The sequence below is a fragment of the Mycobacterium sp. URHB0021 genome (assembly GCF_054057895.1).
On sequence record NZ_JBSRZT010000002.1, the window covers coordinates 3,281,111 to 3,300,932 of the forward strand.

General features: G+C 63.2%; 23 protein-coding genes, 1 tRNA gene and 1 pseudogene. 15 read left to right on the forward strand and 10 right to left on the reverse strand.

The features are described 5' to 3' along the window. Window positions 1-89 precede the first annotated feature (89 nt). Complete coding sequence (locus ACVWWN_RS18370) at window positions 90-557, reverse strand: hypothetical protein (protein ID WP_457145137.1); 468 nt, start codon at window positions 555-557, stop codon at window positions 90-92. A gap of 117 nt (window positions 558-674) precedes the next feature. On the opposite strand from ACVWWN_RS18370, the gene ACVWWN_RS18375 reads away from it, so the two are divergent. From ACVWWN_RS18375 to ACVWWN_RS18410, 8 genes are all read left to right on the forward strand, one after another. Further along, window positions 675-1,106 (forward strand): hypothetical protein, encoded by a 432-nt coding sequence (locus ACVWWN_RS18375; protein ID WP_457145138.1) that lies wholly within the window; start codon window positions 675-677, stop codon window positions 1,104-1,106. Continuing rightward, window positions 1,103-1,276, forward strand: a complete 174-nt coding sequence (locus tag ACVWWN_RS18380; protein ID WP_457145139.1) for a hypothetical protein — start codon at window positions 1,103-1,105, stop codon at window positions 1,274-1,276. The genes ACVWWN_RS18375 and ACVWWN_RS18380 overlap by 4 nt, the downstream gene beginning before the upstream one ends. Continuing rightward, a complete protein-coding gene (locus ACVWWN_RS18385) occupies window positions 1,257-2,270 on the forward strand; it encodes a hypothetical protein (RefSeq protein WP_457145140.1) in 1,014 nt (337 codons plus the stop codon). Before ACVWWN_RS18380 ends, ACVWWN_RS18385 begins: the two co-directional genes overlap by 20 nt. Next, window positions 2,267-3,115, forward strand: coding sequence for a hypothetical protein (locus ACVWWN_RS18390; RefSeq protein WP_457145141.1), 849 nt, complete (start codon window positions 2,267-2,269; stop codon window positions 3,113-3,115). The genes ACVWWN_RS18385 and ACVWWN_RS18390 overlap by 4 nt, the downstream gene beginning before the upstream one ends. Before the next feature lie 774 nt (window positions 3,116-3,889). Next, window positions 3,890-5,419: a hypothetical protein gene (locus ACVWWN_RS18395; RefSeq protein ID WP_457145142.1), complete on the forward strand. Its 1,530-nt coding sequence runs from the start codon at window positions 3,890-3,892 to the stop codon at window positions 5,417-5,419. Between the two features lie 108 nt (window positions 5,420-5,527). Next, window positions 5,528-6,283 carry a hypothetical protein gene (locus ACVWWN_RS18400; RefSeq protein WP_457145143.1) on the forward strand — a complete coding sequence of 252 codons (756 nt, stop codon included), beginning with the start codon at window positions 5,528-5,530 and terminating at the stop codon, window positions 6,281-6,283. 89 nt (window positions 6,284-6,372) lie between these two features. Then, on the forward strand, window positions 6,373-6,618 hold the full coding sequence (locus ACVWWN_RS18405; RefSeq protein WP_457145144.1) for a hypothetical protein: 246 nt from the start codon (window positions 6,373-6,375) through the stop codon (window positions 6,616-6,618). A 71-nt stretch (window positions 6,619-6,689) separates the two neighbouring features. Next, complete coding sequence (locus tag ACVWWN_RS18410) at window positions 6,690-6,914, forward strand: hypothetical protein (RefSeq protein WP_457145145.1); 225 nt, start codon at window positions 6,690-6,692, stop codon at window positions 6,912-6,914. A 302-nt stretch (window positions 6,915-7,216) separates the two neighbouring features. Here ACVWWN_RS18410 and ACVWWN_RS18415 read toward each other — a convergent pair whose 3' ends face one another. Beyond that, the gene (locus ACVWWN_RS18415) at window positions 7,217-7,912 is read right to left on the reverse strand and encodes a GAF and ANTAR domain-containing protein (protein WP_457145146.1); all 696 of its coding nucleotides are present in this window, start codon (window positions 7,910-7,912) and stop codon (window positions 7,217-7,219) included. Window positions 7,913-8,063: 151 nt separating this feature from the next. On the opposite strand from ACVWWN_RS18415, the gene ACVWWN_RS18420 reads away from it, so the two are divergent. Continuing rightward, the gene (locus ACVWWN_RS18420) at window positions 8,064-8,246 is read left to right on the forward strand and encodes a hypothetical protein (protein WP_457145147.1); all 183 of its coding nucleotides are present in this window, start codon (window positions 8,064-8,066) and stop codon (window positions 8,244-8,246) included. 206 nt (window positions 8,247-8,452) lie between these two features. Here ACVWWN_RS18420 and ACVWWN_RS18425 read toward each other — a convergent pair whose 3' ends face one another. Continuing rightward, window positions 8,453-9,013 (reverse strand): hypothetical protein, encoded by a 561-nt coding sequence (locus ACVWWN_RS18425; protein WP_457145148.1) that lies wholly within the window; start codon window positions 9,011-9,013, stop codon window positions 8,453-8,455. Between the two features lie 430 nt (window positions 9,014-9,443). Between ACVWWN_RS18425 and ACVWWN_RS18430 the strand changes: the two genes are divergently transcribed. Continuing rightward, the gene (locus ACVWWN_RS18430; RefSeq protein ID WP_457145149.1) at window positions 9,444-9,755 is read left to right on the forward strand and encodes a hypothetical protein; all 312 of its coding nucleotides are present in this window, start codon (window positions 9,444-9,446) and stop codon (window positions 9,753-9,755) included. A 270-nt stretch (window positions 9,756-10,025) separates the two neighbouring features. On the opposite strand, the gene ACVWWN_RS18435 is transcribed toward ACVWWN_RS18430, so the two are convergent. Further along, window positions 10,026-10,283, reverse strand: coding sequence for a hypothetical protein (locus ACVWWN_RS18435; RefSeq protein WP_457145150.1), 258 nt, complete (start codon window positions 10,281-10,283; stop codon window positions 10,026-10,028). 61 nt (window positions 10,284-10,344) lie between these two features. Then, a complete protein-coding gene (locus ACVWWN_RS18440) occupies window positions 10,345-11,217 on the reverse strand; it encodes a carbohydrate ABC transporter permease (protein WP_457145151.1) in 873 nt (290 codons plus the stop codon). Between the two features lie 45 nt (window positions 11,218-11,262). On the opposite strand from ACVWWN_RS18440, the gene ACVWWN_RS18445 reads away from it, so the two are divergent. The 3 genes from ACVWWN_RS18445 (at window position 11,263) to ACVWWN_RS18455 (ending at window position 14,617) form a co-directional block, all read left to right on the forward strand. After that, window positions 11,263-12,780 (forward strand): TldD/PmbA family protein, encoded by a 1,518-nt coding sequence (locus ACVWWN_RS18445; RefSeq protein WP_457145152.1) that lies wholly within the window; start codon window positions 11,263-11,265, stop codon window positions 12,778-12,780. Window positions 12,781-12,782: 2 nt separating this feature from the next. Beyond that, a complete protein-coding gene (locus ACVWWN_RS18450) occupies window positions 12,783-14,156 on the forward strand; it encodes a metallopeptidase TldD-related protein (protein ID WP_457145153.1) in 1,374 nt (457 codons plus the stop codon). A gap of 182 nt (window positions 14,157-14,338) precedes the next feature. Further along, a complete protein-coding gene (locus ACVWWN_RS18455) occupies window positions 14,339-14,617 on the forward strand; it encodes a hypothetical protein (protein ID WP_457145154.1) in 279 nt (92 codons plus the stop codon). 264 nt (window positions 14,618-14,881) lie between these two features. On the opposite strand, the gene ACVWWN_RS18460 is transcribed toward ACVWWN_RS18455, so the two are convergent. Beyond that, entirely contained in the window at window positions 14,882-15,811 is a 930-nt protein-coding gene (locus tag ACVWWN_RS18460) for a hypothetical protein (RefSeq protein WP_457145155.1), read from the reverse strand. A 688-nt stretch (window positions 15,812-16,499) separates the two neighbouring features. Here ACVWWN_RS18460 and ACVWWN_RS18465 point away from each other — a divergent pair. Further along, window positions 16,500-16,573 (forward strand) — tRNA-Ile (locus ACVWWN_RS18465). 425 nt (window positions 16,574-16,998) lie between these two features. Here ACVWWN_RS18465 and ACVWWN_RS18470 read toward each other — a convergent pair. The 4 genes from ACVWWN_RS18470 to ACVWWN_RS18485 form a co-directional block, all read right to left on the reverse strand. After that, on the reverse strand, window positions 16,999-17,238 hold the full coding sequence (locus tag ACVWWN_RS18470; protein WP_457145156.1) for a hypothetical protein: 240 nt from the start codon (window positions 17,236-17,238) through the stop codon (window positions 16,999-17,001). A 371-nt stretch (window positions 17,239-17,609) separates the two neighbouring features. Continuing rightward, complete coding sequence (locus ACVWWN_RS18475) at window positions 17,610-17,804, reverse strand: helix-turn-helix transcriptional regulator (RefSeq protein ID WP_457149178.1); 195 nt, start codon at window positions 17,802-17,804, stop codon at window positions 17,610-17,612. Window positions 17,805-17,841: 37 nt separating this feature from the next. Continuing rightward, window positions 17,842-18,534 carry a hypothetical protein gene (locus ACVWWN_RS18480; protein ID WP_457145157.1) on the reverse strand — a complete coding sequence of 231 codons (693 nt, stop codon included), beginning with the start codon at window positions 18,532-18,534 and terminating at the stop codon, window positions 17,842-17,844. Between the two features lie 5 nt (window positions 18,535-18,539). Beyond that, window positions 18,540-18,932 carry a hypothetical protein gene (locus tag ACVWWN_RS18485; protein ID WP_457145158.1) on the reverse strand — a complete coding sequence of 131 codons (393 nt, stop codon included), beginning with the start codon at window positions 18,930-18,932 and terminating at the stop codon, window positions 18,540-18,542. A gap of 164 nt (window positions 18,933-19,096) precedes the next feature. Here ACVWWN_RS18485 and ACVWWN_RS18490 point away from each other — a divergent pair. Then, window positions 19,097-19,636, forward strand: a pseudogene (locus tag ACVWWN_RS18490) (type 1 glutamine amidotransferase domain-containing protein); the annotation flags it as partial. Window positions 19,637-19,822: the final 186 nt, after the last annotated feature.

Sequence of the window (19,822 nt, forward strand, 5' to 3'; positions counted from 1 at the left end):
GCCCTTCTCGGCGGAGCCACACGGGCGGGGAATTTCGATGAGCGTCAATGGGGAAATTCAGCGAGCGCGGTCATTAGCAGTGTTTTGTGTCACTTCTTGCTGACTAGATCGTGGGCTTTGCTAGTCGCCTGGCCGCCTTCTCGGCCGGCTGTTGCAGCCGTGAGATAGCCCTTCTCGCGCGCCTGGCTTACGTGCCGCTTTACCGTGGCTGCGGGCTTGCCGATGATATCGGCCAAGATCGTAATCACATTGCGAGTCTTGGCCGCGATCTCCTCATACGACACCGCAAGGTTGGCTAGGTACTCCGGCGTCATCCTGCCGTCCGCTAGCTCGTATGCCTTCCGCAGCGACTCTGTCGACTCCTGCGTGAAGATGACCGAGGTGGTGTACGGACGGGTGCGCTTCAGCTTCGCCAGCGCAGCGTTCGTTGCCTCCCGTATCTCGTCGTGACCAAGCTCGGCGGCTCCGATGCTCTTGATTGTCAACTCCACGAGTCGGCCACCGTCTCGGACCAGCTGGACCTCCCAGGGCGGTCCAATCTTCTCGGTCTCTCTCATATGGCCATCGTACCGGACCAAGACAGTGCGACACTAGCCACAGTTGTGCGACAGTGCGACAGCCTGATACTGTCGCAGTCGCTAACAACGACGGAACTAATCACCCAGGAGAAGAACATGACCACGCCAACCATCGACACTCGCGCAGGCGTTGACAACGTTGACGGGCTCAACATCGGCAGGCCGCACTGGCTGTTCGCGTGCGGTAACGCCGAACGAGTAGAGGTTCTCCGCAGTCACGGACTCCACGGAGACGAGCCTGAGCCGCTACAAGCTGACGCTTACGTCTGGGAACACGGCCTGGTGCTGCTGGCGCGGGAATCGTTCGACCATCCCCACTTCATGGGCGGCGGGGTCGATGGGGAGGTGTACGTGACGCCTGCGCTGCGGAACGCGCTGCACGGCTTCGAGCTGCTGCCGACGATCGACGGTTTCGCTGGCACCAATGTCTCACTCTTGGCGCAGTCTGCGCTGGAGTTCGTAAGGGCGCACTGGCCTTTCGGCCCCGAGGCCGACGCTTTCGATGAAGACGACGAGGAGGACGTATGACGCCGCGCTTAGAGGCGTTCTGGTCGCGAGACCACGGCAAGACGCTTTACCGCGTCTCGATGCCGACCAACTCCAAACGACTCATTTTCAACGCAGAGGAACTAGCCGCCCTCGGCACTCAGATTCAGCATGTGCTGGGAGGCACCCAAATTGACCGACTTCGACCCTGATTCGACCACGCTGCGGCTGTTGCAAGCCGAGCACCAGAACGGGGTGTGGGTCGGCAAGGAACTGCTGCCGATCGCTAACCGGATACGGAATGCCGGCGGGTCAGAAGATGACTTCATGCACTGGGTCAAAGTGTCGAATCTGTGGTGTTCGTACACCGGAAGCACCTCCGATTCAGCCAGCGACCAGCGCCGCCATCTGGCGAGCGCGTGGGACAAGTCCGAGCGGTCAAAGCCATTCGATCTAGAAGACGCGCTGACCAATCTTGAGGATCGGATCAGCCGGGGTTACTGGACCGGCCGCTCTGGCAGCCGGAACCGTGCCGTAGCCCTAGCGTTCGTCGGGTTCTGTCGAGACCACAACTGTTTCACCAGAACCATGTCCCGATACGAGTTGTCGAAGCACACAGCCGGGATGTCACCCAACACTGTCGGCAAGGGACTCGATGCGTTGGTCGAGATGAAGCTGTTGTCTCTTGAAGATCGGACTGACAAGCGAACGAGCAGTCGTTCGACCACCCGGTATCAGATCAACTTCTACTGGAAACCAGAGCGCCTTGGGGGCGCTGACCCGGAGATTACCAACTCCGTAAACGATTCAAGGAGTACCAGCAAATACTCATTGACTCCGTTACGGAGTAACCGGGATCTGTGGTCGTATCGCGGGCTTGGTGAGACCGCTGGCAGGGTCTACCAAGCCCTGGCGGATGAACCTGCGACTGTCAGGGAGCTTAGCGCGAAAGCCGGACTGTCAGAGCAGTCCGCACGGCGTGCCGCCGAAAAGCTTGCAGATCACTGCCTAGCCGGGCTGATGCCCGGCAGGCCCGTCCGGTACTTCAAGGTCGAGACACCCCTAGGTGTCATCGAGGACTCGTTGGGCTGCACCGGATACGTAGAGCACGTCATCGCCAAAACCGAACGCCGACAACAGGCCAACCGGCTTGGCTATCCGGCGAACTACACCCAACCCTCACAAGAAAGCGACGACCGAACATGACCACGAAGCGGCGACGGCGGACACCGGTTGATTTCGAGAAGCTGCTGGAGCAGCTGACCGACGAGACCGAGGATGAGCGTAGAGACTTCGCCGACACGGGCCGCAGCCCGTTCGAGTCCGAGCACGGCCCGACGATGGGCAACGACGGAGACGACAACCCCGGGTACGCGCGGCCCAAACAGAAGATCGTTACGGACAAGCTGGGCGACAAGGACATCACGAAGCCCGAGGACATCGTCTATCCGGTGGAACCGAAACCCGACGGCAATCCGGCGGGTGAGATGGTCGCTGACGGGCACGGGTTCATCGTCAACGATCCGCGGAGCCGTCCGTGGAAGACGGCTCGACGGACTAATTGCGCCCACTGCGGTGGACCACTGGAGCAGAACGTCGGGAAGTTCAAGTGCGAGTTCGAGCCGAACGCCAGTGATGTCGAGCTGGCGCTGATCGGTTCCGACCAAGGCAAAGAGGACCGGCCCAACAAACTCTGGGGCTTGGAGTCGAAATGTAGGCACTTGGGTGCGTGCGGGTGTTTCACCCGTGGATGCCAGTGCTCGGGGTGCCGGCTCCGATGGTTGGTCAAGACGGGTAACGAGCGCGGAGTTGGGAACCCGCGCAAGTACTGCGGCGACAACTGCGCGAAGTGGGCCAACACGGCGCGCAACGCGTGGAAGCGTGCAGTCGTCAGCGCCGAGAAGCGCGGCGAGGAACCGCCACCGGAGCCGGAGGACAAAGGGTTGAAGTTCCTGCCGGTGCGGGGGTTGCGGTCCAGCTCCGAAGGCAACGGCCATCGGTATGTCGCCAGCATGGCCACCGGACTGCCCGTGGGGGTGCCGCAGGCATGACCGATGAAGTATTCCGTAATAGGTAGAGGGGTGAGGCCCTGACTCCCCGTTGGTGGGGCCAGCTCTCCTCTCAGTAGAGACGGGTCTACACCACCTGGCTCCGAGAACCCCGCGTTATGCCTCCTGGGCGCGCGGGGTTTCTCGTCTCTGCACCCAGCTCCACAACTCAAGCCCTGGCGCGATGCCGGGGCTCCTTTTTACGCGCGAAATGCCAAGTGCACTTGGATGCACGAAAGGAGGGACCCCGATGGAAAGTCACTGCCGAAATGGCCACTCAATCCGGGGGCCACATGACCGGTTTAAGTCGTCGGGCGGCTGCCGATTCTGCGACCGCCTTGCCGGCGCTCGGTCGCGCCAGCGGCGCAGGGAAAAGCTTGCCGCTTACCAAGAGTTACTGACCGCATCGTGATCGACCACTAAACCCCACACCAAACCGTTCGGCCCTCTGCATCGAGCAGGGGGCCTTTTTTATGCCCAAAAGCAAGGAAACACATGACTACACCCGGTGGACAACCCGTTGACGGCGCATACGTGATCGGTGGCCAGCCAACAGGCGGGGCGTACGACAACGCGTGGGGACAGACGTTGAACGAGGGCCAAATACGCGCGATGGGCGTTCCGTCCATCAACCCTGCCGATCCACTCGGAAGCTTGGCGGAGTTGCTCTTTCGACTCCCATTGGAAGCGTTGCAGTTCTTCCAGCAGTTCATCACCGACGCTGCCCACGACACGTGGCTGACCGTCTCTGGTGCGGTGAACAACATCTTGACGTGGTTGAACCCGCGTGAGTTGTTCTTGAAGCTGTCTGAGTTCACCGACTTTCTGGCGGACCAGTTCAACATCGCTGTGGCTGAGCTGCAACAGATCATCGACATCATCGGCGGCGCTGTAGTCACCCCGATAAACGCCGGCATCCAAGCCGTAAAGGACTGGTGGGTCGGGATCCAAACCCAGATTCCCGCGCTGGGAACCGCTATCTCAGCTGCCGACTCGTTCATCAAAAGCGTTGTCGCCGCGATCATCAGCGGCATTCGGGGAATCCCGTTCGTCGGTGGGTCTATCGCGAACTTCTTGTCCGAACTGACGGGAACCGTTCAGAAGCAACAGGTTCAGCAGCAGAACTTCACGATCTCTGCGTTAGCCAACGGTACGAGGAACCCGAGCCACCAGTGCCGATACGCGATAGGTGACGTGACGTTCCCCGAGTCGATGTTCGTACAGTGGCAGGTGTTCAACACCTCTAATGCGAACGTCGGACAAGCCAACACGGCGCAGTGGTCCACCCAGCCTGGTCAAGGCTGGGGTGGGTACATAACCACTACCAACACCACCGCCTACGACACAGTAGGTTGTTGCATCGTCAAGACGACTGCCACGACTATCAGCAACATATTTTTAGAGGTCTTCCGAGAGGGAGACGACGGTTCGTTGGCACAGTTGTTCACGAAAGACATATCCGCCTTCATCCCCCTCGACGGCACTGGCAGCACCTATACGGAGTATGCGATACCGGGCGGGATCGTAGCCATGGCGGGCGAGCGATACATGGTCAGGGTGCGGAACGCCGGAGCGGTGAACATGCCTGTGGCCTTTATCGGCACGGTGCCGTTGAGAGGTGCGCTGGACATCGGCAGCAAGACCCTGACAGCCTCCGTCACGAATAAGTCGTCCTACACGGCAGCGGAGGCTGCGACGGCGCTGGCGGACGGGTCGACCATCCCGTGGGCTCTCTTGGCCGCTAAGAATCCGGAGGAGCCGGAGGTTTCCTACTCCGACGACTTCAACCGCCAGTTCCTCGGACCCGATTGGCGTACTGACGGACTCGCCATCGACAACTTCCAGCTGGCCTACGGCGGGGCCACCAACGGGGAGCAGTCCGGCTACTACCTCCGCAGAACCACCCGGGACGACTCCATTGTGTCCGGCAACATCTACGTCGGATCCACTGCTACTACGCAGCGATCGGCTTTCCGACTGCACTGCGACCGCGAAGGGACGCAGTCCGTAGAGATAAGCGCTACCGCTACCGACTGCAAGATCTACTCGTACGTCAACGGCACGAAGACACAGCGGGCCACCGTTTCAACCGGTGGCACCGATTTGTACTCGCTGTACTACGACATCGTCAACGACAAGTACGTCGGCCTGAAAGGTGGCGTGCCGTTCGGCCTGCAGTGGACTTCGGTTGGCTCAGCCGTATCGCACGGGGCTCGGTACCGCTTCGGCGGTATGCGGATCGAACGGGCTTCCGGTATCAACTCCGGCCAGATCGACAACTTCAATCTCACCGACTACGCAGGGTAACCAACTACCCACGGAAGCCACGAAAGTCCCTTAGCGGCCCTCTCAGAGGGTCTTTTTTTATGCCTTGGAACGTTGCCCGGGATCAACCAACCAGAAGGAATCACCACCATGTTCGATGCTGCTCAAATAGCCGACAAGATCGCTAGATGGCCCGATCTAGGTCTGACCCTGCCGAAGTCGATTACGAGCGCGATTGCGGTTTTTCGCGCAGCCCGCGAAGTCCCACCTCCGTCCGAGGCATTCAATCGACTCGATCTCACCGTGGGCAACGTTGAGGAGACGATTAGTCGACTCTCACAAGTCCTGACGTGTAACCACAGGTTCCTCGAAGCCAGGAACCGGGTCGTGCACGCGCTAGCTTCTGAGGTTATTGTCTTGGCACGCGGATCGGTTGACGACATGCTGAAGCAGTTGCGGCCGACGTTTGATTCTGCGGTCGAACAGCTCAAGGGCGCTGCCGATCTGCTGCCGAATCATTCCCGGCTTACGCACGAAACCCTAATCAACGCCGGCGGTCCGGCTGTACAGGCGTACGCGCAGGCCCAGGAAGCAGCGGCGCTACTAAGTGCCTTGGACACGTGGTTGGCCAGCTTGTCCGACATCCTCGGAGGCGACCACGCCGCTCACCTGCTGCGGGTGCTTGACCCGCAGGACAAAGCCGAATACAGCACCATCGCCAAGGACACCAACCAGCTAGTAAAGACCGCTGGCGGCGCATGGTTGATCGCCGCCCAAGAAGGAATCGGGTTCGAGATGCGGACGCCTCAGCAGGCGTCGGACCGTAAAGCCGAGATCGACGCCATGGAGATTCCAGGTCAGGTCAAGGGCCTGAATAGCCCCCGTCTCGCCAAGTTCGGTGCCTGATGGCTGAGCAGATACGGAACCAGGGTCCGAAGCCGCAGGCCCTTCAGTCGCGGTTGAATCCCCGCCACATGAAAGGGTCGCGGGCTGAGTTGGCCGACCTCGCCAGGTCCGCGCTGTTGGACACCGAGATACCCGACGATGAAGCAGGCCAGATCGCTAAGGCCCGCAACATCGAGCTTGAGGACTATCGGTCACATATCAAGGGCCGGAGCGATATTGCCCGACAGATGGAGCAGGAACTCCGATCGTCGTCAGGTTCGGTTTCCGAAACGGGGTTGAACCAGCTCGGCGGAAGTCTTCAGTCGATGTTCCCAGGAGCCGTTATCGACGGCTGACAGCCACACACCCGAAGGCCCGGACGTCCCCGCCACGTCCGGGCCTTTTTTCATGCCCATAGGAGAAACTAATGCGACTCACCGAAGCTGAACGCGAAGCCGCGTTCCAGCGGTATCTGGCCTCGACAGTCAACTACTTCGAGGCCATCGAGGCTACAGGCGACGAGCCGTGGCACAAAGGCGATCTCGAAGCACGACGTGAGCTGTTCTACCGCCGATACACCCGACCAGAACCACCCGCCAGCATGCCGGCCCTGACGCTGGCCGAGGTCCGGGGAACCTACGCCCGTGGCTGAGGGAAGGCGACGGAAACGGAAACCGTGTGCGAGAGACGGCTGCCCTCGTGGCACCAGTCGGCGCCGCACGTATTGCTTTCCTATGTGCCACGTTATCGACATTGAGTTCTCGCGGTTGCAAGAGCTGTACGAGACGGCGGGTGATCCATCGCTCAATCGGACTTCGTGGATGGCACTGGTCGATCTGAACCAGCAGTGGACCGAGTTCGTTGGGGCCAGAAGCGCGTTGTTCAAAGACATCGTGGAGCGAGGACTACCAACGCCTTCAGAGTCACCGCTTCCGTGGCCCGCCTCTCCCGACGCTATCGGCGGGTGTATGCGTCGATAATCTGCTGAGCGATGGTCCGGACCGGTGTGTTGCTGTTTTGCGACTGGCGCACCATCAATTCGAAGGCGCGCACAGAGTCAATCGAAAACTTATGCATAAGAATGCCTTTGGCTTGGCCTATAAGGTCGCGGCTTGCGAGAGCTGAGTCGAATTCTTTACGTCTATTGACCATTACCATCAACCCTGCGGCATGCGTGGCGAGCATCGCACCAATCACTTCGCCTTCTGAATCAACAGTGTTAGGTTCACGACTCAAGAGATTGAGAGCCCCAGCTCCGCCGCGGTTCGTGTACAGCTGGAACGACAGGACGCTGCGGATGCCGGCTGCCAGCGCGGCACCGGCGAACGTGGGCCAGCGCTCGTCGTGCTGAAGGTCGCTGCACCTGATGAGCGCGTCTTCGACTGCTGCCTGCAGGCAGGGCCCCTCTTTAAACTCCATTTGCAATTCGTCAAGGTGGGTGACGACTGGGTCGGTCGCTGCGACGGACCAATGTTGACCGTCTTGGATGAGCATGACGTCCGCATAGTCCACGCCGTCAATGAGATCAACCGCCGATTCGGTCACCCTGCCAAAGGTGGCAGCCACGTCTTCGCTGGCGGTGATGTAGTTCTGGCTCAATGCCAACATCGCCGAACGAATGGACTCGTTTAATCGCTCGTCCGTCGCCACCGAAGGCTTCTTCCCGGACGAGGGGGATTGAGAGAATTGAATGGCCGCGCCCGAGCGCCAGATTACGCCGTACCCCACGGCGACGTGGCGGCTTGCCTGCCTGGTCCAACCTCGACCGGGTTGTCGGCGTTGCCCGCTACCGTCACCGTCCATGAGTAACGCAGCACACTGGGCCGTGTCGGCGGGTAACAAGTTCCGCGAGGTGGCGAGGACAACCGAGAACCCGACCACAAAGGTGTTGGCCGAGGAGCTCACGCACCTGGCCGAGGCGGTCAGGGAGCTACAGCAGGAACTTGAGCACATCGAAAAGCTCAGGGGTCGTTCGGACGAGTGAGGTGGCTGCCAGCCACCAGCCGGCATATTGACGGTTGTGCAGGATTATCGCGGAGACGGCGGGGTAGCCGTGATTCAGGTGATGCGGGAGTCCGGACCCTCGTTTCGCTTAGCCCCCGGCAGTCTTGAACCGTGCTGCCGAGGGCGATCTCGCTATTCCGTGGCCTAGCCCCTCCGTGGCCTGCCGCCCCGACACCGCGACTGCAGTTACTGCATCTGGTCAAGCATGTCGGAGAACGCAGACTTTAGCCGCAGCGCCTTCTTGATCTCGATTGAAGTGACGTAGGGGTACTCGCCGTACTCCAGAAAGCTTGGTACGTGGTGCTCGCGGACGAACTGGACGAACCCTTCGGGACGCTCTCGCCAGTCCTCGGGGAAACCTTCAAGGTTCTCAAAGGTGGTCGCGATGCCGCTCTGGCTGAACAACTGCACGGCATCTTCTGTGTACTTGTCGAAGTCGGTGTCGAAGATGCCCTGGTACTGGAAGTACAAGTCGTCGCCGATGTTGAATAGCTGCCACCGTAAATAGTGAAGCTTCAGCGGATCCAAAACCCGGGGATCCTTCTCGACGGCAGCCTGAATAGTTCTTCCGTGCTCGCGGATCGCCTCTTCGCGGCCCGGTATGACCTTCGCGATGATCGTGAAGCCGTAGCACGCCGGAGTGCGCGGGAAAACCGGCCCGTACCGCCCCCGCTCTTCTTCGAAGTAACCCTCCTTCGGGATCGCCATGGCGGCGGGATGGGTCCAGGTCTGATCGGTCACAGTCATGTCGGCTCTTCTTTCCGAAGCGGATGGAGCGGACAGTACGCCTGATTGGTTGTGTTTTCGTCGGTGTGCTGGGTTGCGTTGCAGCACAGCGGGTGTGGGTGCACAGCCCACTCCCCGCCTGGGTGGGGAGGGGCACTGGGTAGCTAGGGGTGCAGAGGTAGGGCAGGGCGCAGGGGTAGGCACAGGCAGGGCACTGCCCTCGGGCAGGGCCAGGCAGGGTGCGCAGGGCAGGGCTTTAGCCGCTGGCCTGCGGGTTCGGATGCCGGCAGGCGTGCCCGGGTACCCAGGGGAGGGTGCCCACGGGGCGCCTGCGGGATCGGCACGTAATCCGTCTACCCCTCTCTGTACGGGTTTGGAAGTCGATCTGGTCTATACCACACATACTTTCCCCTGGTCAGGGGCTATTTTCGCAGGAAAGAGGATGCAACAAATGGCAGGAATTCCGCAGGCCGAGCGCGAGCGCCGCGATCGGCTGTACGTGTACGGCGTGAAGCAATGCACGCGCTGCGACCAGGCGTTACCGCTGGACGAATTCGCGCCCAGGCCAGACGGCTACATGGGCCTGTACGGAGCTTGCCGTGGATGCCGTAACGACGACAACCTAGAACGCCAGAAGCAGACACCGGACAAGCAAGCCGGCCGTCAGAAGCGATGGAGAGACAACAACCCCGAGACATGGCTAGCGATCTCCCGTCGCCGTGACCTTAGGTCTCGTGGACTGGTGGTGACCCGTGGCCGCTGATGCCTACCGTGTCGGGGCCGAGCTGGCCGAGATGGTTCAGCACCGAGATACGTTCTGCACCTTCGGTGAAGGGGCTGTCTATCTGTATCCGCATCCGCGGAGAAGCGGAGACTTGCCGCGCCGCGTTTCCCCGGACGAGGTGCTCAGGATGCAGGCACGGGCTTGCCAGTACAACAACGAGCACCCAGAAGGGTGCACGAACGTCAAAGGCCTACTCGATGACACAGAGGAGCGCGACAAGGTGCGTCAGGGGTTCTTAGACGCCCTGAGTCATGCAAGAGCCTCGAAGATGGGCGGATACAGGTAGACGAGCTTGTCTTGCTTAGGGTCCCAAACGGGCCGGTCGTACCACCTACGTACCCTTACCCATCGGATAGGAGAGGCTGAGGCATCGCGGCGCATCTCCGCTGCCTTGTTGGCGGCCCACTCCATTGCGCCGGCCTCATCGGTGATGATCCCGTTTTTATGTTTGAACCCGTCTCCCGGGATGGAGAGCGCCTGTGCAATGAACTGCTCTTGGGTTTTCATGAGCCGACCGTAGCGCAGCTTCTGACCTGCGTGTTTGTTCAATGTCAAGTACCAAGATCAGTCAGACCACGTCGTATGTACTACGTCTCCTAAAGTACAGGTGCTGCGCGATGGTCACACCGATCAGGATGACGAACAGCACCACCGCCATCACTGCCGCCCGACCGACGGCCGCAGCACCGAACGCCTCCTGATAGATGCGGTGGGCGACCAGATTGGTCCGGTCCTGCGGTCCTCCGCCGGTCAACGCGTACACGGTGTCGAATATCTGCGCCGCGCTGACGATTCCGGTGACCAGCACGAAAGACAACGTCGGCCGCAGCATCGGCAGGGTGATGCGGCGGAACCGCTGCCATGCGTTCGCGCCGTCGGTTCGGGCGGCGTTGTGAATGTCTTCGGGGATGGCCAGGATGCCCGCCAGGAAGAACAACGTCACGTAGCCGACGTTGGTCCACACCACCACCGCCGAGACGACCGGCAGCGCCAGTCCGGGATCGGTCAGCCATTCGATGCGGTGCCCGAGCAGGGTACTGACCGCGCCGTCGGAGGGTGCCAGGATCCAGCGCCACAGCACGGCGATCGCCAGCGGCGCGCAGATCCACGGCAGCACGTACAGCGTGCGGAAGAACCCGGTCCCGGGCAGTCCGCGGGCCAGCATGGCCGCGGCGCACAGGCCCAGCACGGTCTGTACGGGCACCACGATGGCGATGAACAGCAGCGTGACCAGCAGTGAGGTGCCGAATGACGGATCGGTCAGCACCGACTGCCAATTGTCCAGTCCGACAAACCGAATGGGGCCCAGCAGATCCCAGCGGTGCAGGCTCAGCCAGAGCACCACCAGCATCGGTAGCAGCAGGAACGTGACCACCCCGAACAAGCTGGGAGCGAGCAGGACGTACCCCAGCACCGCGGACCGGACACGATTGGCGGCCATCGAGTCATTAAAGCTGGCCGGGCGCGCTGCCGTTACGGTGGTGGCGTGACAGCGCTCCGACGGGTCGATGCCGACTTCCTTTCGCTGGCGCGATCCCGGCTCGCCGAGGCGGCGCTGTCCGCCGCGATGGAGGCCGGGGCGAGCTATGCCGACCTGCGCATTCACGCGATCACCAGTGAGCTCGTACAGCTGCGCGACGGTGAGCTCGAAACCGCGATGCTGGACCGGGAGATCGGCTTGGCGGTGCGGGTGATCGTCGACGGCACCTGGGGTTTTGCCTCGCACGCCGAACTCGACACCGCCGTGGCGGCCGAAACCGCGCGACGGGCGGTGCAGGTGGCGACGGCGCTGGCTGCGCTGAACGCCGAGCGCATCGAGCTGGCCCCCGAACCAGTCTATTCGGGGGTGAGCTGGGTGTCGGACTACGAGATCGATCCGTTCGCGGTCCCGCAGACCGAGAAGATCGCCGTGCTGGGGGAGTACTCGAACCGCCTGCTGGCGTCCGACGGCATCGACCACGTCTCGGCGGGATTGCATGCGGCGAAAGAGCAGACGTTCTACGCCGACTCGTTCGGCTCGACGATCACGCAGCAGCGGGTCCGGGTGTTGCCGCGGCTCGAAGCGGTGACCGTGGACGCCGCCGCCGGATCGTTCGAGACGATGCGTACGCTGGCCCCGCCGACCGGGCGAGGCTGGGAGGCGGTCGGCGGCGATGACGTGTGGAACTGGTCGGAGGAATTGGCGGCGCTGCCGTCGCTGCTGGCGCAGAAGGCCAAGGCGCCCAGCGTGACGCCGGGTCCGACCGACCTGGTGATCGACCCGTCCAACCTGTGGCTGACGATTCACGAATCCGTCGGGCACGCCACCGAATACGACCGGGCGATCGGCTACGAGGCGGCCTACGCGGGGACGTCGTTCGCGACGCCGGACAAGTTGGGCACCATGCACTACGGCTCGCCGGTGATGAACGTGACGGCCGACCGCACCGTGAGCCACGGCCTGGCGACGGTGGGTTTCGACGACGAGGGTGTGCGCGCCCAGAGCTGGGATCTGGTGCGCAACGGAATGTTCGTCGGCTACCAGCTGGATCGGGTGTTCGCGCCGAGGCTCGGAGTGCCGCGCTCCAACGGCTGCTCCTACGCCGACTCGCCGCATCATGTGCCGATCCAGCGGATGGCCAACGTGTCTCTGCAACCCGGGCCCGATGACCTGAGCACCGAGGACCTGATCGCCCGAGTGGAGAACGGCATCTACATCGTCGGCGACAAATCATGGTCGATCGACATGCAGCGTTACAACTTTCAGTTCACCGGTCAGCGGTTCTTCCGGATCCGCGACGGACGCCTCGACGGTCAACTGCGCGACGTCGCCTATCAGGCCACGACCACCGACTTCTGGGGCGCGATGGAGGCGGTCGGCGGCCCGTCGACGTGGCGGCTAGGCGGAGCGTTCAACTGCGGTAAGGCGCAGCCCGGCCAGGTCGCGGCAGTGAGTCACGGCTGCCCGTCGGCGCTCTTCCGCGGCATCACCGTGCTCAACACGAGGACCGAGGCGGGACGCTGACGATGATCGGGGCACAGAAGGTCGTCGATCTGGCGCTGACGGAGGCCCGCACGCTGGGTAAGGCCGACGAGACAATCGTGCTCGTCACCGAGCGTGCCGACGCCGCATTGCGCTGGGCGGGCAATTCGATGACCACCAACGGCGAATCGGTGAGCCGCTATACGACCGTGATTTCGATTGTGCGCCAAGGGGATAAAGCGCAGGTCGGATCGGTTCGATCCAGTGACGTGGAACCGACGGTGATCGCCGATCTCGTCGCGGCGTCCCAGGACGCCGCGCGCTCCGCGCCCGAGGCGGGCGACGCTGCGCCGTCCTTGCCCGGCGCGGACCCACCGCCGGATTGGGACGCGCCGGTCCCGGCGACCGGCGCACAGGTCTTCACGGGTCTGGCGGACGGCCTGTCGCGAGGGTTCCGCGGTGCTGATCAGCTCTATGGCTACGCCCGGCACATTGTCGAGACCACGTTTGTGGCCACGTCCGGCGGTCTGCGGCGGCGGTATACCCAGCCGACCGGTTCGGTCGAGGTCAATGCCAAACGCGACGGGGCCAGCGCGTGGGCCGGAATCAGCACGCCCGATTTCATCGACGTACCCATGGAATCGCTGCTCCACCAGCTTTCGACACGGCTCGGGTGGGCACAACGCAGCGTGTTGCTGCCGGCAGGCCGCTACGAGACGATCCTGCCGCCGTCGACGGTGGCCGACCTGATGATCTACCTGAGTTGGACGATGGATGGCCGTGGCGCGCAAGAAGGACGGACAGCGCTCTCGGCACCAGGAGGCGGCACGCGGGTGGGGGAGAAACTCACCGATCTGCCGCTGACGCTGTACTCCGATCCGGCCACCGCGGGCTTGGCCTGCACGCCTTTCGTCGCGGTGCCGAATTCGACGGAACGGATGTCGGTGTTCGACAACGGCATGGACATCGGGCGGGTGGATTGGATCCGCAACGGCACCGTGAACGCGCTGGCGTATCCGCGCGCCGCCGCCGCGGAGTTCGGGGCACCCGTCGCGGTGTCGGCCGACAACCTGGTGATGACTGGAGGGTCGGGGAGCTTGGCGGACATGATCGCGGGCACCGAGCGGGGATTGCTGTTGACCACCTTCTGGTACATCCGCGAGGTCGACCCTGCCGTCCTCCTGCTGACGGGGCTGACCCGTGACGGCGTCTACCTGGTCGAAGACGGTGCGGTGACGGCGGCCGTCAACAATTTCCGGTTCAACGAGAGCCCACTGGACCTGCTGCGGCGAGCCACGGAGGCCGGGGTCAGCGAGGTGACACTGCCGCGCGAATGGGGCGACTGGGCTACCCGCGCTGCCATGCCGTCGCTGCGGATACCCGACTTTCACATGTCCTCGGTGAGCCAGGCGCAATAATCCTGGGGTGACCGCTGAAGGAGTGCCCGAACGCCTGGCCCGACTCGTCGTGATGTCCTCCGGTTCGCCGAACAGTTCGCTGTCGACGTGTCGGGGATCGGGCAGCATCAGCGCAAGCAATTCCTCTCGACCATGGGCGACAACGCTTTCGCGTAGCGGCTGCAATCTTCATCGCCGACTTCGTGCCCAGGGTGTGGGCCGGGTTCGAGGCGCTGGGGCTGGGGAAGGCTGGCCACCGGCCGGTGGTCGACTGGGACCACGACACCGACCCGGCGGATGCACTGCTCAACGGTTTCGTCCCGGCGGTGGCCCGGATGCGCCGGCTCGATGCCGTGACGACGGAGGTGGTCCGGTTGCGCGGGGCGACGCAGCACAACTGCCGGCTGTGCAGGTCGCTGCGGGACAGCGCCGCATTGCAAGCGGGCGGTTCGGAATCCTTGTACGGCGGAATCGAGGATTAGGAGACGTCGACCGAGTTGTCCGACCGGCACAAGGCGGCGCTGCGGTATGTCGATGCACTGATCTGGTCGCCATCGCGAATCGATCCGCGGGTCGCCGCCGGAGTGTGGGCGAATTTCTCTGAAGCCGAGGCGGTCGAACTGACGTACGACGTGATGCGCACGCCGCCAACAAGATCGCGGTGTCGCTGGCCGCCGATAAGCCGCGGGCCAGTGACGGCACCGAGGAGTATTCGATCGACGCCGAGGGCAGACGATCTTCGCCGGCTAGGCGACTTGATCCACGAGGCCTGTCGCGTGCGGCACCTCAGACTGGACGGCATGCGGGCCGCGCGGCCGCAGCGCAATCAGGGAGCCCGAGCGGACCACACCCAGTGGGCCCGCGCCCGCGAAGCGTGCGATTCCCGCCACGCGCAGCGCCAGACCCGCCTTGGCCTGGCGGTAGCCGAATCGCACCCCGGCTGCGCACACGATCAGGAGGGCGCCGACGCCCGGCAGCGCCAGGGCCGCCAGCGCCGACAGCGAGGCGGGTACCACGACGGCCCGCACGGCATGCTCGAGGAAGGTCAGAGCGGTTGACGAACTGACGGCCTCGGGGGCAGCGGGTGCCAGCCCGGAAAGCGACAGCTCATGAGTCGGGCCGGCGGCTGCGGTTCCACCCAGCACCGGAAGGGCAGCGCCTGTGGTGAGCAGTGGCAGGTTGAAGACGTCGGTCGTGGGCGGCAGGACCGCCGGCGGCGATGGGAGCGGTGGCCCGAGAAGGGGCGCACCCGCGGCGGAAAGCGAAGTGCCTGCGGTGACCGTGGGAGCGATCATCCCGGGAGTGGCTCCTGACGCGGCGATCAACGACAAGATGTCCGACGGCATCGCTACCAGCGGGACCAGCGCGCCGTAGTAGACCGTGGTCAGCATCTGCTGAACGGCGGCGATGGCATCTGTGACCGGTGTCTGGGAGGCCGGTAGCGCGATGAGGGTGCCCGGCACCGACCCGATGACGGTTGCGACCGTTGCGACCGCGTTGCTGACGGGCTGCATGACCACCGACAGCGGATCTTTGATCGGCGCGGGTTTGTTGGTGACGGTGACGATGGGGCCGGTCGGTGGGGCCGGATTCGACGCCGGTGCGACGGCGTTCGTCAGCGCCATGACGGTGTCGGACGCCGGCGCGGGATCGGGCTGGGGTGCCGGGGGGCTCACGGCCGGAGCGTCCGCAACCGGATCAACGGGCGCTGGGGCCGGATCAGAGACGGTCGAGAGGGTGCCTTTCACCTCGGTGGCACTGACCGTGGTCTTGGGGCGCGGGATCCTGGACTGCTGGAGTGGCTGTCCAAGGTGTTTGAGCGTTCCGCTTATCGTCCAGATGGTGTCCCGAAGCGCTTGACGAATAGGTGCGGTCGGGTCGGGGCTGGCGGCCCCAGCCGCGCCTTGAGCCGCGCCCGCAGAGGTTGCGCTACCGTCGGCGCCCGAAGAGGCTGCGCCCGGGCCCGATCCGTCCGACCCCGAGGTGGCGCCCGCCGACGCGCCTGCGTCGGGTTCGGCCGTGGCGATCGCGCCCCCGCTGCTGGCGATGAGAAGACCAGCAGAAATGGCGCAAGCACCAGCGGCGATGCGCAGATTTGATGTAGAGATGATCGCCCCCCGTCCCGCAAGAGACCTCACCGGAACATTACAGTTATCCGCCATTCTTGCATAGACCGAGTAGTAGCTATCTCCATTTCACGGAAGAATCCTGCGCAAGATGAATAGCAGCAAACGCTTCAGGGAATGTGCCGACGAAAATTGCCGGCGCGATCATATCGGCGTGGCCGGTCAGCGTCGGCACACCTGCCGCCGAGGTTTCAGCCGGTAGAGGGTGTGCGACGATTGGTGCCGCATTCCTGCGAGCGGGGCGGTAGCTCAGTCGGTTAGAGCTGCGGACTCATAATCCGTTGGTCGCGGGTTCGAGCCCCGCCCGCCCCACTTCAGAGGTCCGCCTCCCGTATGTGGATGCGGCCGCGGGTCATACAGCGGTCCTGGGGCATGCTGACGTGACTGTGGCCGAGCTGGTCGGCGCCGATCTTCGCTGATAGTCCTTTCGTCGTTGATGAGGGTCGCGACGGTCTTGCGGAAGCCATGAGTGGTTGCGTCCGGGACGCCGAGTTCCTCTCTTACCGAGCGCCACAACTTAGGGAGTTGTTGGGGTCGCGGAGGGTGCCGGGAGTAGACGGGAAGATGACCGTCTGCTCGCCGAGGTAGGGCAGGTGCCGACGCTCGTTGAGCATCTCGACGGCGAACCGGGGCAGGGCAATGGTGCGACGACCGGCGCTGACGGCGCCTTCGGGTTGGCTCTTGGACCGGCACGGGCCGCACGTCCCGTACCGGATTGGCGTTGATCACACTGACCATCACCGCAGGCTGTAGGGCGCCACGCAGGAGCGACTTGGATTGACGGCCATCGCGGCGGCGTGAGCGTTTCGCATGGATCGCAGCGCGGCGTCCATGCGCGCGGGCGCCGCCTCTCGCACCCGTAAGCCGCCGACGAACTTCTTCAGCTTGGTATTGGTGAAGCGGTAGGTCGACATCTCGACGGGTGAACGACCGTCCGCTTCAAGCTGCGCAAGGTGCTGCTCGACAAATTCGGCCACCTTGGTGTCGGGCCCGGATCTCGCCGTGGATCCGGCGCGTTTCCGTTCTGCGAGGACGGCAATCAGCGCATCCTCGGCCAGCTTGCCGGACTTGTCTTATTCGTCCGGGACCGAGCTTTGACAATGGGGCTGACTCCGTCGGTGTCCCGGTACCGACACCGGGCGAGCAGACGCCGCCGGCCTGGTCGATGCGTTTGGTCTTGCCGTGGGTGGCGATCCAGAGCTGCGGTCTGCCGGCCATCTCCACAACCCCGCGGATCAGCGGTGAGAGGTCTGTCCTGCAGCGAAAGAAGTTCCATCTGAAGCGATTCCATGGCCATGAGTCGAGCTAGGTACTCGGAGAGTTCCCCTTGTATCCGACAAGAGGGCGCCTATGCGGAGTCGCGGCTGTTGTGGTCGTCGAGCTGTTTTGCCTTCCAGGCGACGACATCGCGCAGCCGGTACCGAACGTGACGGCCGAACTTGGCATACGGCGGGCCGGTACTCCTCAGCGCCCATTCGGCCGGCGTCTTCACCGGCACACCATAACGATCAGCGAGCTCTTGGCGGGTGATCCTAATTGGCATCTCCACGGCGCCACTGATGTCGGGCTAAGAGGCCGACTCACCCATGGGGCTGTGCGTCAGTTCGCTTGTCGAATCGCTCGCGTTGTCGAGCTCCGTATGTCGCCGACTTCACCGCCTCGTCGTCCTCCATCCCCGAGCCCAGCGCACCGCCCAAGGTGGCGACCGCAGCCACCAGCCAGGCCATCAACAACAAGGTAGAGAGGCCGACGGCTTGCCCGATGTTTTTCGCAACCATTTGTGGAGGAAGCGTCCACCAGGCGGTCAGCAGCAGCAGGATAAACAGCCCAGCGTGAAAAATGATGACGCCGATTAGCATGGTGACGACAGTCGAAGCGTTGTACAACACCGCGCGTTCACGTTCGTCGGCCGAATGCGGGCGTTCCCATAATTTGTGTTCAATGATGAGCCACGCGATCAGCGCTGCGATCGACAGGATCGTTGCCGTGCCCAATCGCCAGGGGCCCATACTGGCGGACAACTGCCAAATCGTCGGATATGCAAGGCTTACTGCACCAGTGGCGAACGCCGCCATCATCACCTTGGACATGCCGGTAACCAATCGCCACGGTCGGTTGGCGTAGACCATGCCCGCCAGCAGTCGCAGGCGTGAAAGGGCTGACGGAGCGACGTAGCGGACGACGTCATCGTCCTGCGTTCGCGTCAGCCGCTTCACCGACGGGTTGTGCTTGTCCGACTGGTCCGTGACTTCGGCTACGACGGTCTGCGCCAAACTCCTCACTCGGCGGTCGATGAAGACACCGCCGCCAAACTCCTCACTCGGCGGTCGATGAAGACACCGCCGACCCCGGGGATCGAAATCACTCCAAGTCGGTCAGGCACGCTGATGTCGGCTATCACCGGCGTCGTCCCCTGACGTCGGGGCAAATCCGTTAGGTAGATGACGATGTCCTTTGTCTCACCACTCGGGTCAATCGTGCTGACCACCTCTGAAACCTCGGCATGCTCATCGATCGGATAGGCGTGACGTCGCACCGACACGTTCCAGTTGTCATCTGCGGGAGCCCATTCGATGAGCGCCTCCGGTAGCGAATCAGACAGACGCTCGGCGATCACCGCAGGAGCGCCGGGATCGGCGATAAGCAGGATTGATGATGGTTCGCCTGGCATCGGAATCGCGTACCCGCACCCCACACGGCCAAACGTTGACACCACGGGATTGACTCGACTACTGCATCGGAACCATGTGTGCACACGTCGTATCCGGGTACGCGATTGTCGGCTGACCAGCCAGTCAGCCCGCTTGAGGCGCCAACGAGCAACGGGAGGAACCCATGCCCAATATGCGACGGCTACACGGCCGCAGAATCGCCGCCCTGGCGGCCGACGGCTTCGAGAAGGTCGAGTTGACGATACCGATGCGCGCGTTGCAAGTTGCGGGCGCGAAGGTCGATGTCATTTCTCTGCGGCACGGACGGATACGGGGAGTGAACCTGCACATTCCGGCCACGCGGATCGGTGTGGACAAGACGATCAGTGAGGCCGACTCGAGCGACTACGACGGTCTGTTGCTGCCGGGCGGATTTATCAATCCCGACCTTTTGCGGCAGTCCGCCGAAGCACGGCAGTTCGTGCGCGAGTTCGCTGACAGTGAGAAGCCGATTGCCACGCTGTGTCACGGCCCGTGGGTGCTCGCTTCGGCGGGACTGCTCAACGGGCGAACTCTCACCTCATGGCCCGGCATCCGCGACGATCTGGTGAACTCCGGCGCCACCTGGCTCGACCGCGACGTCGTCAAGGACGGAAACCTGCTCACCAGCCGCGGGCCCCAGGACATGACGTCCTTCGTTCCCGCCATCCTTGACCACTTCGCGGACACCGCGCCGGAGGCACCCGCCGCGGCGCCGGCCCAGCAGTCCGATCCGCAACTGAACTCACCCGTCGGTTGGGCCGTCACCGTCCTGCGCTGGGCCCCCAAGCCATCGATACCTGGCGCCCTCGCCGGTCTGATGGCCGGTGTGCGCTTGTCACCAAAACCGCCGCTGCTAAAAGTCTTCTCC